The organism is Aeromonas sp. R5-1 (assembly GCF_040908265.1).
Taxonomy (GTDB): Bacteria; Pseudomonadota; Gammaproteobacteria; order Enterobacterales; family Aeromonadaceae; genus Aeromonas; species Aeromonas caviae.
The window spans coordinates 15,321-31,401 of the sequence record NZ_JBFODJ010000056.1 but is presented as its reverse complement, the minus strand read 5'-3'; the positions used below and the strand labels follow the sequence as shown (position 1 = coordinate 31,401).

Genomic DNA, 16,081 nt, shown 5'->3' with positions numbered 1-16,081 from the left:
AGCATCAGGCCGGCACCTTGCCATCCAGATGGGCGACCGCATCCCGGCTCACCTGCTCGCGCTGCTCGCCGGTAAGTTCGGTGAGGCGGCCCTGGCGCATCTCCAGCAGGCGATCGGCCAGAGAGAAGTAGTGATCGTCGTGGCTGATGGCGATCACCGTCTTGCCCATCTCCTTGAGACGCGGCAACAGCACCTGATAGAAGATGCGGCGGAACTGGGGATCCTGATCCGCAGCCCACTCGTCGAACAGCATCACCTCCCGCTGCTCTGCCAGGGCCAGCAGCAGGGCGACCCGCTTGCGCTGGCCCTGGGAGAGGTCGATATCGGCGATGAAGCCATCCTCGATGGCAAGCTTGCTGCCCATCTGCAACCGCTCAAGCCACTCGGCGACCAACGCCTCTTTCGGCTCGGGCCCCAGCAAATGCTGGAACAGGTGGTAGTCGGTGAAGATGGCGGAGAAGAGCCCCAGATAGCCGTTGCGATCGGTGATCGGCTCCCCATCCAGCAGGATCCGGCCAGAGACCGGTTGATAGAGCCCGGTCAGCAGCATGGCCAGGGTCGACTTGCCGGAGCCATTGCCACCGATGAGGAATATCTGTTCCCCCCGCTCGATCACCAAATTGATGGGGCCCACGGAGAAACCGCCCTCCCCCTGGTAGTGAAAGCTCACCTGCTCCAGCTCGATGCGCTGCCAGGGGCGAGGCGCAGGCGGCAACGGGAATGCCTCGTCCGGCTCCGCCAGATTGAGGGCAGCTATCTTGTCGAACGCCACCTGGGCGGCGATCAGGGTCGGCAAGGCTCCGATCCCTTGTAGCAAGGGAGTGCGCAGGAACAGCAGGGTCAGGGCGAAGGTGGCGGCCACATTGGTGTTGGCCCAGCCCAGCCCGTTGGCCAGAAAGAAGACCAGGCCGATGGCACCCAGCATCATGATGTTCGACCAGTTCACCGCGCTCAGGTGGTAGGTATCGGCGCGGATGATCTGCTCCCGGTAGTCCCGGGCATTCTGCTCATAGAGCTGGTGGTAGACGAAGTGGGCACGCTCGCGGTTGAGCGCCAGCTCCTTGCTCCCGGCGATGATGGACTGGTAGTTCTGGTAGAGCCTGTCTTCGGCCTGGCGCATGTGCGCCAGGTGGCGATAGACCCGGTTCACCAGCAGCCAGCCCACCACCATGGTCACGGTGACCCAGAGGGCGGTAACACCGAGCAAGGCGGGAGAGAGCAGGCCAAGGTAGATGATGGAGCCCAGGGTGAGCACCAGGCCCTGTACCAGCTCCGGCAGGCGCACGAAGGCGATGGTGATCTGACCGATGTCGCTGGAAAGGGAGGCCAGGAGCGGCCCCTGCCCTATTTGACGCAGACGGGCGACGTCGGTATCCAGCAGTTGCTTGAGCAGGCGGCCACGCAACCGGTAGACGAAATGGTGACCCAGGGTGGTCAGGGCCAGTTGGGATCCGAGCGTGATCACCAGCAGCAGCAAGACAAGGCCGACAAGCTGACCCAGGATCGGCAGCGGATCCCCGACTGATTCGATAAGTGATTGATTGATGAAGGCAATGACGCCTATCCCACTGACAGCACTCAGCAGGCTGAGCAGGGTAATGGCGATGAAGGGCCAACGGTATTGGCGATAAACCAGTGACAAGAGTTCCATGACAGGCCTGTAGATGAATGGAAGGAGGGCGGGAGCCTTCGCCCCCGCCCGGCCTGTCGCTTACCAGCGGTAGTTGACGGTGCCGACTATGCTGCGCGGCTCGCCGTAGTAGCAGTAGTAGTCGCAGCTCGCCACATAGGTGTCGTTCAGCAGGTTGTTGACGTTGATCTGGGCACGCCAGTTCTTGGCAAAGTCATACCCGATCATCGCATCCCATACGGTGTGTGCCGGTACCTGGGCGGAACCATAGATGGGGGAGTAGTCCGCATTCACCGCGCCGATGCCGACGCTGGAACCCACATAGCGCACGCCGGAACCCAGCTCAAGACCGGATACCGGGCCCTGCTGCACCTTGTAGTTGCCCCAGAAGGAGGCCTGGTGGCGCGGGATCAGGCTCGCACGACGATCGCCGTTGCCGGTGTCGTTGGTCTTGGCATCGGTATAGGTATAGGCAGCGGTCAGGCGCAAGGCCTCGGTGGCCTGCACGCTCCCCTCCAGCTCGACCCCCTGGGAGGTCACTTCACCGGCCTGGGTCTGCTGGCCGGAGCCGGTAGAGACCAGGGAGTTGGTCTGCTCCAGATCGAACAGCGCCAGGTTGATGTAGCCATCGAGGAAGCTGGGTGCGTACTTGACGCCGGTCTCGTAGAGCTTGCCTTCCAGCGGCTTGTAGGAGTTGCCGGTGTTGGGGTCTATCCCCGGCAGCACTTCGAAGGATTCCGCATAGGCGAAGTAAGGGGAGAGACCGTTGTCGGCCAGGTACATCAGGCTGCCGGAGAGAGAGAGGTTGTCGTCGTACTGTTTCTCGTTCTTGCTCTTGGCTTCGCTGATGTTGTGGGTTTCCACGTAATCGAAACGACCGCCCGCGGTCAGCAGCCAGCGATCATCCCAGCGGATCTGGTGCTGGGCATAGAGGCCGCTCTGACCCTTGGTGCTCCTCTGATGGGTCGCGGTGGATTCATCAAAACCGGGGAAACCGCTGTAATCCGGGTTCATGGTGTTGATGGCGCCCATGCCATAGTTGTCGGCTTCCTGGCCTTCATTCACATGGCGCTGCAGATCCACCCCCAGCAGCAGGGTCTGCTCCGTGCTGTCGGTGTTCCAGTAGCCCACCATCTGGTTGTCCATGGTGGCGCTCTTGGTATCCCCATCCCGGTAGACCAGGCCGCGGTAGGCGGTGGTGCCTTCATAGGTCGGGAAGATGTAGGTCTGGCGCAGCAGCAGATCGTTGTAGTTGAAGCGAACGTTCTGCTTGAACTCCCAGGTCTGGTTGAGCTGGTGGGCCAGCTCGTACCCGGCGGAGATCTGGGTATTGCGATTGCGGTCGTAATCCGGCTGGCTCAGGTTGGTGGAGGGATCGATCTGGCCGCCGGAGGTATTCAGGGTGCCGTAAACCGGGAAGAAGCCGTTGGTCGGCACCCCTTCATCGTGCTTGAAGCTGGAAAGCAGCGTCAGCGTGGTGCGATCCGAAATATCCAGAGTTACGCTCGGCGCCAGATAGGCGCGCTCGTTGTAGGTGCCATCCAGCACGCCGTCCCGCTCGTTGTAGAGGGCCACCAGACGATAACGGCTGTTGTCGGTAAGAGAGTCAGAGACATCCACCCCGACCTGGCGCAGATCCCGGTTGCCCAGTTGCAGGTTCACCAGACCCTGCGGGGTCGCTGTCGGACGCTTGCTGATGGCGTTGATGACGCCTCCGGGAGGGGCTTCGCCATACAGAATGGAGGCCGGGCCTTTGAGCACTTCCACGCTCTCAAGGCCGAAGGGTTCCGGGGTCCAGACATAGTAACCGGTGCTGAACAGGCGGTTGCCATCCAGGTAAGAAGCCGCATCGAAGCCGCGCACCTTGAACCAGTCAGCATCCGTGTCCGAACCATAGGACTGGGACAGGACGCCGGAGCGATAGCGCAGGGACTCGTCGAGCTTGAGTACGGCGTGCTGGTCCAGCTCTTCGCGATTGACCACGGAGACGGCACGGGGGGTCTCTGCCATGGGGACCTCGACCTTCATGGCGGTCCCGGTCACGACCATGGTTTCACCCGCCTTGGGCAACTCTTTATCCGTCTGTTCCGCCGCCAACACGGGCAGGGACGCCAGCAGACAGGAGAGCGGCAGCAGCTGTGCGCCTCTCTTTCGCATCACGGCATTCGGGGTATTTTTTTGCGCAATCATATAAGTGTCTCAAATATCAATAAGTTATGTTTGATTTCTTATTATGGGTGCCCAATTGGACCGGTCAGCCCGGCGCCTCAGGCGAATAAAGCAGCGCCATGCTACTACAGGTGCCGTGATCGAATCGATTCAATAATTGCTAATCATTTGCATCTGCATTGTTAATTGATGTTTTGAAGTGTCGTTTGACAACGAAAGGTGCGATGAGGTCACAACAGGTGGAAAGAAGGCAGCATGGCGGCCACGAGACCGGTTTTGGCAACAAAAAAGTGGACAGGATCCTTATCCCCAAGCTTTATCCATATTTATCCACATGCTTTGGCGGTAAGATCCCCGCTCTTCACTTTTTCGATGACATCAGGATCCATTCCATGGCCAAACTCAACCTCGTCGTCGGCTCCATGCTGGGGGCCTCCGAATATGTCGCAGATCATGTGGTCGGCCTGCTTGAACAGGCGGGCCACCAGGCGGAGATCCACAACCCCGCCAGCCTGGCCAGGATCCTGACCGAGCCAGAAGCCATCGTGTTGGTGGTCACTTCCACCCATGGTGCGGGGGATGTACCCGACAATCTGCAGCCCTTTGCCCGGGATCTTGCCGAGCAGCAGCCGGATCTCGCCGCCTTCAAGTACGGAGTGATCGCCCTGGGGGATCGCAGTTATGACACCTTCTGCCAGGGCGGCAAGACGCTGGATCGGCTGCTGGCCGGGTGCGGTGCCAGCCGACTGGGGGATCTCCTGGAAATAGACGTGACCCAGCACGAGATCCCCGAAGATGCCGCAGAAACCTGGATCCACGACTGGATGACCTTGATCGGCTGATCAGGGCCAGGGAGATCCGGTCACGACCCCCGATCTCCCTGGTTATCCCCAGCTCCCTATCCACCAGGTTATTAACAGGGGGATCCGGATAAGTTTTTCCCGAGAGCTCCCCACATGAGCTCGGATAATTGTGCATAACTTAGGTGCTAAGCTCTGCAAAACCTATAGTTATTCATGTATTAGATCTTGACGACCATGCTTCTGTGTATAAAAACCCATGTTATCCCTCCGTTTGCCCCCTCTGGATCCAAGCTTTTCCACAAGCAGCGATCGACCTTAACCGAATGATCTTTATGATCAAAAATGCCTTATCAACAGAAGTCGCGGATCCTAATAAAAGATCCAATAAAAGATCGATCTAAAGATCCTTAAGATCTATTTAACCGATCCCTGATCCATACTGATCCTGAAGTAGACGTTCCCCTCCGGATGCTAAACAGATAGAATGATCCGCCCTTCAGACCAGGCAAACAAAGATCTTCAGGCGTGCAGATCAAGGTGATCCCCAATGCAATACCATGAACAATTTGATGTGATCGTCGTCGGTGGCGGTCATGCAGGAACCGAAGCAGCAACAGCGGCAGCCCGCATGGGTCTCAATACCCTGTTGCTCACCCACAACATAGATACGCTGGGGCATATGTCCTGCAATCCGGCGATCGGCGGGATCGGCAAGGGACACCTGGTCAAGGAAGTCGACGCCCTGGGCGGGATCATGGCGCAGGCCATCGATCTCGGCGGGATCCAGTTCCGCACGCTCAACTCTTCCAAGGGCCCTGCGGTGCGGGCTACCCGTGCCCAAGCGGATCGCCTGCTGTACAAGGCAGTGGTGCGTCAGACCCTGGAGAACTACCCGAACCTGAAGATCTTCCAGCAGGCCTGCGACGATCTGGTCATGGACGGGGATCGTGTCGCCGGGGTCGTCACCCAGAGCGGGATCCGCATCAGCGGCAAGACGGTCGTACTGACCGTTGGCACCTTCCTCAATGGTCTGATCCACATCGGCATGGAAAACTACAAAGGGGGCCGCGCCGGGGATCCTCCCTCGATCGCCCTCGCCCAGCGCCTGCGTGAAATGCCGCTGCGCATCGATCGCCTCAAAACGGGCACGCCACCACGCATCGATGCACGCACCGTCGATTTTTCCGTGATGCAGCAGCAACATGGTGACGATCCTCGCCCGGTCTTCTCCTTCATCGGCAACGCCAGCCAGCATCCGCGCCAGATGCCTTGCTACGTGACCCATACCAATGAGCAGACCCACGAGGTGATCCGCAACAACCTGGATCGCAGCCCCATGTACGCCGGGGTGATCGAGGGGATAGGCCCGCGCTACTGCCCGTCGATCGAGGACAAGATCACCCGCTTTGCCGACAAGACGGCGCACCAGATCTTCGTGGAGCCGGAAGGACTGACCACCCACGAGCTCTACCCGAACGGGATCTCCACCAGCCTGCCGTTCGACGTGCAGGTGCAGATCGTCCGCTCGATCCGTGGCTTCGAGAATGCCCATATCACCCGCCCTGGCTACGCCATCGAGTACGATTTCTTCGATCCGCGGGATCTCAAGGCCAATATGGAGAGCAAGTGCATCGAGAACCTCTTCTTCGCCGGCCAGATCAACGGCACCACCGGCTATGAAGAGGCCGCTGCCCAGGGCTTGATGGCCGGTCTGAACGCGGGCTTGCGCGCCCAGGGCAAGGAAGCCTGGCACCCACGCCGGGATCAGGCCTACATGGGCGTGATGATGGACGATCTCTCCACACTGGGGACCCGCGAACCCTATCGCATGTTCACCAGCCGTGCCGAATATCGCCTGCTGCTGCGGGAAGACAACGCGGATCTGCGCCTGACCGCCATCGGCCGCGAGCTGGGTCTGGTGGATGATCATCGCTGGAGCCTGTTCAATGCCAAGGTGGAGCAGGTGGAGCAGGAACGTCAGCGCATGCGCTCGACCTGGATCCACCCGCAGCATCCGTCTCTGGAGGCCGTCAACGCCCTGGTCAACACTCCCCTGACCCGGGAGCAGAGCCTGGAAGAGCTGCTGCGTCGCCCCGAGGTGACCTACGATGCCCTGATGGCCATCGAGGGTGTGGGGCCTGCATTGACCGATGCGGCTGCCGCGGATCAGGTGGAGATCCAGATCAAGTACGCCGGTTATATCGAGCGTCAGCACGACGAGGTGGAGAAACAGCTGCGCAACGAAAACACCCTGCTGCCGCTGGATATGAACTACCGCGACGTGAACGGTCTTTCCAACGAGGTGATCGCCAAGCTCAACGATGCCAAGCCAGAGACCATTGGTCAGGCGTCCCGCATCTCCGGCATCACCCCTGCCGCCATCTCCATCTTGCTGGTGCACCTGAAGAAACACGGCCTGCTGCGTAAAACCGCCTGAGGAATTCCCCGTTGGACAACATGCTGCAAAGATTGAACGGCCTGCTCATGCAGGCCGGAATTGTTATCACCGAAACCCAGAAGACCCAGTTGGTGCAGTTGGTCGAGTTGCTGCACAAGTGGAACAAGGCTTACAATCTCACCTCGGTGCGAGATCCGGACGCCATGCTGGTCAAGCATATCCTCGACAGCCTGGTGGTGAGCCCTCACCTGCACGGTGAACGCTTCATCGATGTGGGGACCGGCCCGGGTCTGCCCGGACTGCCGCTGGCCATCATCAATCCGGACAAACAGTTCGTGCTGCTCGACAGCCTGGGCAAGCGGATCAACTTCATCCGCCAGGTGATCCTGGAACTGGGGTTGACCAATGTGACCCCCGTCAAATCCCGGGTGGAGGAGTATCAACCCGAGACCGGATTTGATGGTGTACTGAGCCGGGCTTTCGCCTCCCTGGAGGACATGCTGAGCTGGTGTCATCATCTGCCGTCACCCGAGGGCAGCTTCCTGGCGCTCAAGGGACAATACCCCGAGCAGGAGCTGGCACAGTTGCCTGACAGCATTCGTCTGGTTGCCACCCACAAGCTGGTGGTGCCGGAACTGGAAGGCGAACGCCATCTGCTGGAGTTTAAAGCCATCCAGCCCGAATAGGGCCGCCGCATTCATTTAGGGGACAGTGTGGGAAAAGTCATTGCCATAGCCAACCAGAAGGGTGGAGTGGGTAAAACCACCACCTGTGTGAATCTGGCCGCCTCCATGGCCGCTACCCGGCGCAAGGTGCTGGTGATCGATCTGGATCCGCAGGGCAATGCCACCATGGGCAGTGGCGTCGACAAGTACGATGTCGAACGCACTGCCTATGAACTGCTGATCGAAGATGCCCCCATCGGCGAGGTGATCATCCCCGAAACCTCGGGAGGCTATCACCTGATCGCCGCCAATGCTGACGTGACCGCGGCAGAAATCCGCCTGATGGAGTTTTTTGCCCGCGAGATCCGCCTGCGCAACGCCCTGGCCTCGGTCAGGGACAAGTACGACTACGTCTTCATCGACTGTCCGCCTTCTCTCAACATGCTGACGGTGAACGCCATGGCCGCCGCCGACTCCGTGCTGGTGCCCATGCAGTGCGAATACTATGCGCTGGAAGGGCTGACCGCCCTGGTGGACACCATCAGCAAGCTGGCAGCCGTGGTCAATCCGGAGCTCAAGATCGAAGGGGTACTGCGCACCATGTTCGATCATCGCAACCGGCTGGCCAATGATGTGTCCGATCAGCTGAAACAGCATTTCGGGGACAAGGTCTATCGCACCATCATTCCCCGCAACGTAAGACTGGCGGAGGCGCCGAGCTTTGGCGCGCCAGCCATGCACTATGACAAATCATCGGTGGGGGCCAAGGCCTATCTGGCCCTGGCTGGCGAGATCCTGCGCCGCCAGGAGCAGGAGTCCCAGCCGCTCACCGCAGATCGAGAGAGCATATGACGCCGAAGAAACGTGGGCTGGGCAAGGGGCTGGACGCCCTGCTCAGCACCAGCACGGCCGCCCGCCAGAAACAGGTGATGAGCGACCAGCGCACCGAACAGGCCATGGCCCCGACCAATCAGGGGGAATTGCGCAAGCTGCCGGTGGAGTGGCTGCAGTCCGGCAAATACCAACCGCGCAAGGATATGTCCCAGGATGCGCTGGAGGAGCTGGCCAACTCCATCCGTGCACAAGGGGTGATCCAGCCCATAGTGGTACGCTCCATCGGTGAAAACCGTTTCGAAATCATTGCTGGTGAACGCCGCTGGCGCGCCTCCCAGCTGGCCCGTCTCGAAGTGGTGCCCTGCCTGGTCAAGGATGTCGCCGACGAGGCGGCCGTCGCCATCGCACTCATCGAGAACATCCAGCGTGAAGATCTCAACGCCATCGAGGAGGCCGTCGCCCTCCAGCGCCTGCTGACGGAGTTCGAACTGACTCACCAGCAGGTTGCCGAGGCGGTAGGCAAGTCCCGCACCACGGTCACCAACCTGCTGCGTCTCAACCAGCTCAACGAGGACGTGAAGCGCTTCGTGGAACACGGCGACCTCGACATGGGGCATGCCCGTGCCCTGCTGGCCCTGAGCGGCCAGGCCCAGTCAGAGCTGGCCAAACTGGTGGCCCAGAAGGGGCTGACAGTGCGAGATACCGAGAAGCTGGTGCAAAAAGCACTGGAACCGGCAAAAACCAGGGTTGAACCCGTCCGCGATCCGCAGTTTGGTTATCTCGAGCGCCAGATTTCTGAAAAAATTGGCAATCAGGTGCAACTTCAGCCGGGTAAGAAAGATAGCGGCAAGTTAGTAATAAGTTACGATAACTTGGCAGATTTGGACCGGGTATTGGGCTATTTTGGCCTGTCAGAATCGTGATTTTTACGCTTTTTGTAGTAATAAAACATCCATTACTTTCGATATGAACATAACCTTAATTTCGCGCGGAAAGCCGCAAAAATTAAGGATTTTTGCCATGTTGCAATAGCCGTCTTCACGGGTATAATTTGACCGGCTTTTCGAGCTGTGAACCTGGGGTCTTCGGATCCCGATTTTTTACAGTTCTGTAATGTTCAGGGGTAGGTTGGTGAAGCAGAAAATAGCCTTGGAAGGTTTGACGCTGGCCTTGGCTATGCTCGTTTGTCAGCTGGTCCTGATCCTGGCGATCGCCACCGTCTGGTTTTATCAGGCGGGAGAGTTCGCCGGACAATCCTCTCTCTACGGAGGGGGGATGTACTGGGTTCCTCAAGCCCTGTTCACGCTCTGGGTTCTGCGCCGCAAGGTGACGAAAGAGAGCGTAGGCCTGGTTTTGCGGGACTTTTATGGTGGGGCAGGGATTAAGCTCATTACTACAACAGGACTTTTCGCCCTGCTGTTTGGCGCCGGGATTGAGGTCGACACCGCCTCGTTCTTCGCCACTTATATCCTCGCCCTCGTTGTACAGTGGATAGTTTCATTCACGCTTAACAACCACTATTAGGAAAACTCATGTCTGCAACCGGAGAAGTCCTGACTCCTCAGGGATATATCTCCCACCACCTGACCCACCTGCAGGTAGGGTCCGGGTTCTGGACGGTGAATATCGATTCCATGATATTTTCCGTCGTGCTAGGCGCCCTGTTTATCTGGTTGTTCCGCAAGGTTGCCGTCAAGGCCACCAGCGGTGTGCCCGGTAAGCTGCAGTGCTTTGTGGAGATGCTGGTCGAGTTTGTGAATGGTAACGTCAAGGACATCTTTCATGGTCGCAACAAGGTCATCGCACCTTTGGCCCTGACGGTGTTCGTGTGGATCTTCCTGATGAACTTCATGGACCTGATCCCCGTTGACTTTATCCCTCACGCTGCACAGTTGATGGGTGTTCCCTATCTGCGTGTGGTTCCCTCTGCTGACGTTAACATCACCATGTCCATGGCTTTGGGCGTGTTCTTCTTGATCCTGTACTACAGCATCAAGGTCAAGGGTATCAGCGGGTTCGTGAAGGAGCTGACGCTTCAGCCTTTCAACCACCCTGCTGCCATCCCGGTTAACTTCATCCTTGAAACCGTCACGTTGATTTCCAAGCCTGTTTCATTGGGTCTGCGACTGTTCGGCAACATGTATGCTGGCGAACTGATCTTCATCCTGATTGCGGGTTTGTTACCCTGGTGGTCACAGTGGATCCTGTCCGTGCCTTGGGCAATCTTCCACATCCTGATCATCACTTTGCAGGCGTTTATCTTCATGGTTCTGACCATCGTCTATCTGTCGATGGCGCAGGAAGACCATGGTTGATGCAACTCAAATAATCCTTTTTATACAATCAATTACATCTAAATAAATGGAGATCCTCATGGAAAACTTGAACATGGACCTGCTGTACATCGCTGCTGCAATGATGATGGGTCTGGCGGCTATCGGCGCCTCCATCGGTATCGGTATCCTGGGTGGCAAGTTCCTGGAAGGTGCAGCTCGTCAACCTGACCTGATCCCTGTTCTGCGTACCCAGTTCTTCATCGTGATGGGTCTGGTGGATGCGATCCCGATGATCGCCGTTGGTCTGGGTCTGTATGTGATGTTTGCGGTTGCCTAAGTCATTACGACTCACGCAGAACCCATTAACTAACTAAAGAGGACATCGGCTGTGAATATCAACGCCACCCTCCTCGGCCAAGCAGTTGCTTTTTTCATCTTCGTAGTGTTTTGCATGAAGTACGTATGGCCGCCGCTGATGGCTGCCATCGAAGCCCGTCAGAAAGAAATCGCTGACGGCCTCTCTTCTGCAGAGCGTGCCAAGAAAGATCTGGAGCTGGCCAAGGCCAACGCCACCGATCAGCTGAAAGAAGCCAAGCTTCAGGCTGCTGAAATCATCGATCAGGCCAACAAACGCAAGGCCCAGATCATTGATGAGGCCGCTGTCGGAGCCCAAGCTGAGCGGGAGAAAATCCTGGCTCAGGGCCGTGCAGAGATCGAAGCTGAACGTCATCGTGCCAAAGAAGAACTGCGCAAGCAGGTTGCTGCTCTTGCCATCGCGGGTGCAGAGAAGATCCTGGCACGCCAAATCGACCAGGCTGCCAACAGCGACATCGTCGACAAACTGGTAGCAGAACTGTAACGGGAACGGGGCTATGTCTGAACTGACTACAATCGCTCGCCCCTACGCCAAGGCTGCTTTCGAGTTTGCCGTTGAGCACAAGGCGGTTGACCAATGGCTGGAGATGCTCGATTTCGCCGCTCAGGTGGCAGAAAACGAGACCATGCACAGCCTGGTAAACGGCTCCGTTGCTGCCGAAGAACTGGCAAAGCTGTTTGTCGGTGTCTGCGGTGAGCAGCTCAACGAGCACGGTCAGAACCTGATCCGGGTGATGGCCGAGAATGGTCGCTTGGGTGTGCTGCCGGCGGTCGTTGCCGAATTCGTCGCGCTCAAGGCTGAACTGGACAAAGAAGTTCAGGCTGACGTGATTTCGGCGATCGAACTGACCGACCAGCAGAAAGCCAATATTCAGGCTTCTCTGGAACAACGTCTCGCGCGCAAAGTGAAGCTGAATTGCAGCACAGATGCGTCCTTGATGGCCGGGGTGCTCATCAAGGCCGGTGATCTCGTTATCGACGGCACGGTCCGCGGTAAGCTGGATCGCATGGCCGATGCGCTGCAATCTTGATTGGGGTATTAGAGCATGCAACTGAATTCCACTGAAATCGCCGAGCTGATCAAGCAGCGCATTGCGCAGTTTGATGTCAAAAGCGAAGCGCGTAACGAAGGTACCATCGTTTCTGTAAGCGACGGTATCATTCGTATCCACGGTCTGGCCGATGCCATGCAGGGTGAGATGATCGAGCTGCCGGGCAACCGCTTCGCTCTGGCATTGAACCTGGAGCGTGACTCCGTTGGTGCCGTAGTAATGGGTCCCTATGCCGATCTGGCCGAAGGGATGAAGGTAAAGGGTACCGGCCGCATTCTGGAAGTGCCGGTCGGTCGTGGTCTGTTGGGCCGGGTGGTCAACACCCTGGGTCAGCCGATCGACGGTAAGGGTCCGGTAGACAACGACGGCTTCTCGCCGATCGAAGTGATCGCCCCGGGCGTTATCGAGCGTAAGTCTGTTGACCAGCCAGTCCAGACCGGTCTGAAAGCCATCGATGCCATGATCCCTATCGGTCGTGGCCAGCGTGAGCTGATCATCGGTGACCGCCAGGTTGGTAAGACCGCCATCGCCATCGACACCATCATCAACCAGAAAGATTCCGGCATTAAGTGCGTCTACGTTGCGATCGGCCAGAAGGCCTCCACCATCGCCAACGTGGTGCGCAAGCTGGAAGAGCACGGCGCCCTGGCCAACACCATCGTGGTCGTGGCTTCTGCCTCCGAAGCGGCTGCTCTGCAGTACCTGGCTCCCTACGCCGGTTGCTCCATGGGCGAGTACTTCCGTGACCGCGGCGAAGACGCACTGATCATCTATGATGACCTGTCCAAGCAGGCCGTTGCCTATCGCCAGATCTCCCTGCTGCTGCGCCGTCCGCCTGGACGTGAAGCTTATCCGGGTGACGTCTTCTATCTGCACTCCCGTCTGCTGGAGCGTGCTGCTCGCGTCAACGCCGAGTACGTAGAGAAGTTCACCAACGGTGCCGTGAAAGGCCAGACCGGTTCCCTGACCGCCCTGCCGATCATCGAAACCCAGGCCGGTGACGTCTCCGCGTTCGTTCCGACCAACGTGATCTCCATCACCGATGGCCAGATCTTCCTGACCTCCCAGCTGTTCAACTCCGGTATTCGTCCGGCGGTTGACCCGGGTATCTCCGTATCCCGTGTGGGCGGTGCTGCTCAGACCAAGATCGTCAAGAAGCTGTCCGGTGGTATCCGTACCGCGCTGGCCCAGTACCGCGAACTGGCGGCATTTGCCCAGTTCTCTTCCGACCTGGACGATGCCACTCGCAAGCAGCTGGATCACGGTCAGAAAGTCACCGAGCTGATGAAGCAGAAGCAGTACTCTCCGATGAGCGTGGCCCAGCAATCCCTGGTGCTGTTCGCCGCCGAGAAGGGTTATCTCGCCGATGTCGAACTGAGCAAGATCGTCGACTTCGAAGCCGCTCTGCTCTCTTACGCCAATACCCAGCATGCCGAGCTGATGGCTGAAATCAATGCCAAGGCCGACTACAACGACGCGATCGTTGGCAAGCTGACTGCGTTGCTGGATGACTTCAAGGCAACCCAGACCTGGTAAGCGTGTGTGGCAGCGCAAGCTGCCACCTGATGGAGAGAAGAGATGGCCGGCGCAAAAGAGATACGTAACAAGATCGGGAGTGTGAAGAACACTCAGAAGATCACCAGCGCTATGGAAATGGTGGCAGCGAGCAAGATGCGCCGTGCGCAGGAACGCATGTCTGCCAGCCGTCCGTACGCTGAAACCATGCGCAAGGTGATCGGCCATATCGCTCAGGGGAACTTGGAATACAAGCACCCCTACCTCATCGAACGTGAGGTGAAGCGAGTGGGTTACATCGTCGTCTCCACCGACCGTGGCCTGTGTGGTGGTCTGAACATCAACCTGTTCAAGGCTGCCCTCAATGATATGAAGCAATGGAGCGCGAAAGGTGCCAAGGTTGACCTGGCATTGATCGGTAACAAGGCCTCCAACTTCTTTGAACGGCACGGCGCCAAGGTGAAAGCCCACGTCTCCGGACTGGGTGACAACCCGAGCGTCAATGACCTGATCGGTTCAGTGAAGGTCATGCTGAAGGCTTACGACAACGGTGAGATTGACAGGCTGTATCTGGTGTACAACAAGTTCGTCAACACCATGGTTCAGCAACCAAAAGTCGATCAACTGCTGCCTTTGCCCGTAACAGAAGACAGCAAGCTCGCCAAGAAGCACCACTGGGACTACCTCTATGAGCCGGATCCCAAGCAACTGCTGGATACCCTGCTGATTCGCTACGTCGAATCCCAGGTCTACCAGGGTGTGGTAGAAAACTTGGCAAGTGAACAGGCAGCCCGAATGGTTGCCATGCAAGCCGCGACTGACAACGCCGGCAACCTGATTAACGATTTGCAACTGGTATACAACAAGGCCCGTCAGGCCAGTATTACCCAGGAGCTCACAGAGATCGTTTCCGGTGCTGCTGCGGTGTAAGGCAAGGGTTATCAAAGGTTTAGAGGATTTGACATGAGTAACGGTTTCATCGTCCAAATCATCGGCGCTGTGGTGGACATCGAGTTCCCGCAGAATGCCGTGCCCCAGGTGTACGATGCACTGAAGGTTGTCAGCGAAGGCCAAGGCCAGGGTCTGGTACTGGAAGTTCAGCAACAGATCGGCGGCGGCGTCGTGCGTTGCATCACCATGGGTTCCTCCGACGGTCTGCGTCGTGGGTTGGAAGTAGTTAACAGCGGCAAGGCCATCCAGGTACCGGTCGGTACCTCGACCCTGGGCCGTATCATGAACGTACTGGGCGACCCCATCGACGAGAAGGGTCCGATCGGCGAAGAAGAGCGTTGGTCCATCCACCGCGAAGCCCCCAGCTACGAAGATCAGTCCAACAGCACCGAGCTGCTGGAGACCGGCATCAAGGTTATCGACCTGGTATGTCCGTTCGCCAAGGGTGGTAAGGTTGGTCTGTTCGGCGGCGCCGGCGTAGGCAAGACCGTCAACATGATGGAGCTGATCCGTAACATCGCGATCGAGCACAGCGGTTACTCCGTGTTCGCCGGTGTAGGTGAGCGTACCCGTGAGGGTAACGACTTCTACCACGAGATGATGGAGTCCAACGTACTGGACAAAGTATCTCTGGTTTACGGTCAGATGAACGAGCCGCCCGGAAACCGTCTGCGCGTGGCGCTGACCGGCCTGACCATGGCCGAGAAGTTCCGTGACGAAGGTCGTGACGTGCTGTTCTTCGTGGACAACATCTACCGTTACACCCTGGCCGGTACCGAAGTATCCGCACTGCTGGGCCGTATGCCCTCCGCAGTAGGTTACCAGCCGACCCTGGCCGAGGAGATGGGTGTTCTGCAAGAGCGCATCACCTCCACCAAGACTGGTTCCATCACCTCCGTACAGGCCGTTTACGTGCCTGCGGATGACTTGACCGACCCGTCTCCGGCGACCACCTTCGCCCACCTGGATGCGACCGTCGTACTGTCCCGTCAGATCGCGGCACTGGGTATCTACCCGGCCGTTGACCCGCTGGACTCCACCTCCCGTCAGCTGGATCCGCTGGTGGTTGGCAAGGAGCACTACGAGACCGCTCGTGGCGTTCAGACCGTACTGCAGCGCTACAAGGAGCTGAAGGACATCATCGCCATCCTGGGTATGGATGAACTGTCAGAAGAAGACAAACTGACCGTAGCCCGTGCCCGTAAGATCGAGCGTTTCCTGTCCCAGCCGTTCTTCGTGGCCGAAGTATTTACCGGTTCTCCGGGCAAATACGTGCCGCTGAAGGAAACCATCCGTGGCTTCCAGGGCATCCTGAAGGGCGAGTATGACGATCTGCCGGAGCAGGCGTTCTACATGGTTGGCGGCATCGACGAAGTCGTCGAGAAGTCCAAGAAACTGTAAGCCTCGATAGGA

General features: G+C 58.2%; 15 protein-coding genes. 13 read left to right on the top strand and 2 right to left on the bottom strand.

What is annotated here, in order from left to right; translation table 11 throughout:
* Positions 1 to 4 precede the first annotated feature (4 nt).
* Positions 5 to 1,651: a multidrug ABC transporter permease/ATP-binding protein gene (locus AB5Y64_RS08595; protein ID WP_039040630.1), complete on the bottom strand. Its 1,647-nt coding sequence runs from the start codon at positions 1,649 to 1,651 to the stop codon at positions 5 to 7.
* A gap of 60 nt (positions 1,652 to 1,711) precedes the next feature.
* Positions 1,712 to 3,820, bottom strand: a complete 2,109-nt coding sequence (locus tag AB5Y64_RS08590; protein ID WP_039040629.1) for a TonB-dependent siderophore receptor — start codon at positions 3,818 to 3,820, stop codon at positions 1,712 to 1,714.
* Between the two features lie 371 nt (positions 3,821 to 4,191).
* On the opposite strand from AB5Y64_RS08590, the gene mioC reads away from it, so the two are divergent.
* The 13 genes from mioC to atpD all read left to right on the top strand — a co-directional run bounded on the left by mioC (position 4,192) and on the right by atpD (position 16,069).
* Positions 4,192 to 4,641, top strand: coding sequence for an FMN-binding protein MioC (gene mioC, locus AB5Y64_RS08585; protein ID WP_039040628.1), 450 nt, complete (start codon positions 4,192 to 4,194; stop codon positions 4,639 to 4,641).
* Between the two features lie 508 nt (positions 4,642 to 5,149).
* Positions 5,150 to 7,039 carry a tRNA uridine-5-carboxymethylaminomethyl(34) synthesis enzyme MnmG gene (gene mnmG / locus AB5Y64_RS08580; RefSeq protein ID WP_010672271.1) on the top strand — a complete coding sequence of 630 codons (1,890 nt, stop codon included), beginning with the start codon at positions 5,150 to 5,152 and terminating at the stop codon, positions 7,037 to 7,039.
* A gap of 20 nt (positions 7,040 to 7,059) precedes the next feature.
* Positions 7,060 to 7,686, top strand: a complete 627-nt coding sequence (gene rsmG / locus AB5Y64_RS08575) for a 16S rRNA (guanine(527)-N(7))-methyltransferase RsmG (RefSeq protein WP_010672270.1) — start codon at positions 7,060 to 7,062, stop codon at positions 7,684 to 7,686.
* Between the two features lie 27 nt (positions 7,687 to 7,713).
* Positions 7,714 to 8,517, top strand: a complete 804-nt coding sequence (locus tag AB5Y64_RS08570) for a ParA family protein (protein WP_029313362.1) — start codon at positions 7,714 to 7,716, stop codon at positions 8,515 to 8,517.
* A complete protein-coding gene (locus AB5Y64_RS08565) occupies positions 8,514 to 9,422 on the top strand; it encodes a ParB/RepB/Spo0J family partition protein (protein WP_010672268.1) in 909 nt (302 codons plus the stop codon). Before AB5Y64_RS08570 ends, AB5Y64_RS08565 begins: the two co-directional genes overlap by 4 nt.
* 190 nt (positions 9,423 to 9,612) lie before the next feature.
* Positions 9,613 to 10,023, top strand: a complete 411-nt coding sequence (locus tag AB5Y64_RS08560; RefSeq protein WP_010672267.1) for an ATP synthase subunit I — start codon at positions 9,613 to 9,615, stop codon at positions 10,021 to 10,023.
* 8 nt (positions 10,024 to 10,031) lie between these two features.
* Positions 10,032 to 10,814: a F0F1 ATP synthase subunit A gene (gene atpB, locus AB5Y64_RS08555; protein WP_010672266.1), complete on the top strand. Its 783-nt coding sequence runs from the start codon at positions 10,032 to 10,034 to the stop codon at positions 10,812 to 10,814.
* Positions 10,815 to 10,872: 58 nt separating this feature from the next.
* Positions 10,873 to 11,112 (top strand): F0F1 ATP synthase subunit C, encoded by a 240-nt coding sequence (gene atpE / locus AB5Y64_RS08550; protein WP_010672265.1) that lies wholly within the window; start codon positions 10,873 to 10,875, stop codon positions 11,110 to 11,112.
* Positions 11,113 to 11,163: 51 nt separating this feature from the next.
* Positions 11,164 to 11,634 (top strand): F0F1 ATP synthase subunit B, encoded by a 471-nt coding sequence (gene atpF / locus AB5Y64_RS08545; RefSeq protein WP_010672264.1) that lies wholly within the window; start codon positions 11,164 to 11,166, stop codon positions 11,632 to 11,634.
* A gap of 13 nt (positions 11,635 to 11,647) precedes the next feature.
* Entirely contained in the window at positions 11,648 to 12,181 is a 534-nt protein-coding gene (gene atpH / locus AB5Y64_RS08540; RefSeq protein WP_010672263.1) for a F0F1 ATP synthase subunit delta, read from the top strand.
* Positions 12,182 to 12,196: 15 nt separating this feature from the next.
* A complete protein-coding gene (gene atpA / locus AB5Y64_RS08535; protein ID WP_010672262.1) occupies positions 12,197 to 13,738 on the top strand; it encodes a F0F1 ATP synthase subunit alpha in 1,542 nt (513 codons plus the stop codon).
* 42 nt (positions 13,739 to 13,780) lie between these two features.
* Positions 13,781 to 14,647 carry a F0F1 ATP synthase subunit gamma gene (gene atpG, locus AB5Y64_RS08530; protein WP_010672261.1) on the top strand — a complete coding sequence of 289 codons (867 nt, stop codon included), beginning with the start codon at positions 13,781 to 13,783 and terminating at the stop codon, positions 14,645 to 14,647.
* Between the two features lie 33 nt (positions 14,648 to 14,680).
* On the top strand, positions 14,681 to 16,069 hold the full coding sequence (gene atpD / locus AB5Y64_RS08525; RefSeq protein WP_010672260.1) for a F0F1 ATP synthase subunit beta: 1,389 nt from the start codon (positions 14,681 to 14,683) through the stop codon (positions 16,067 to 16,069).
* Positions 16,070 to 16,081: the final 12 nt, after the last annotated feature.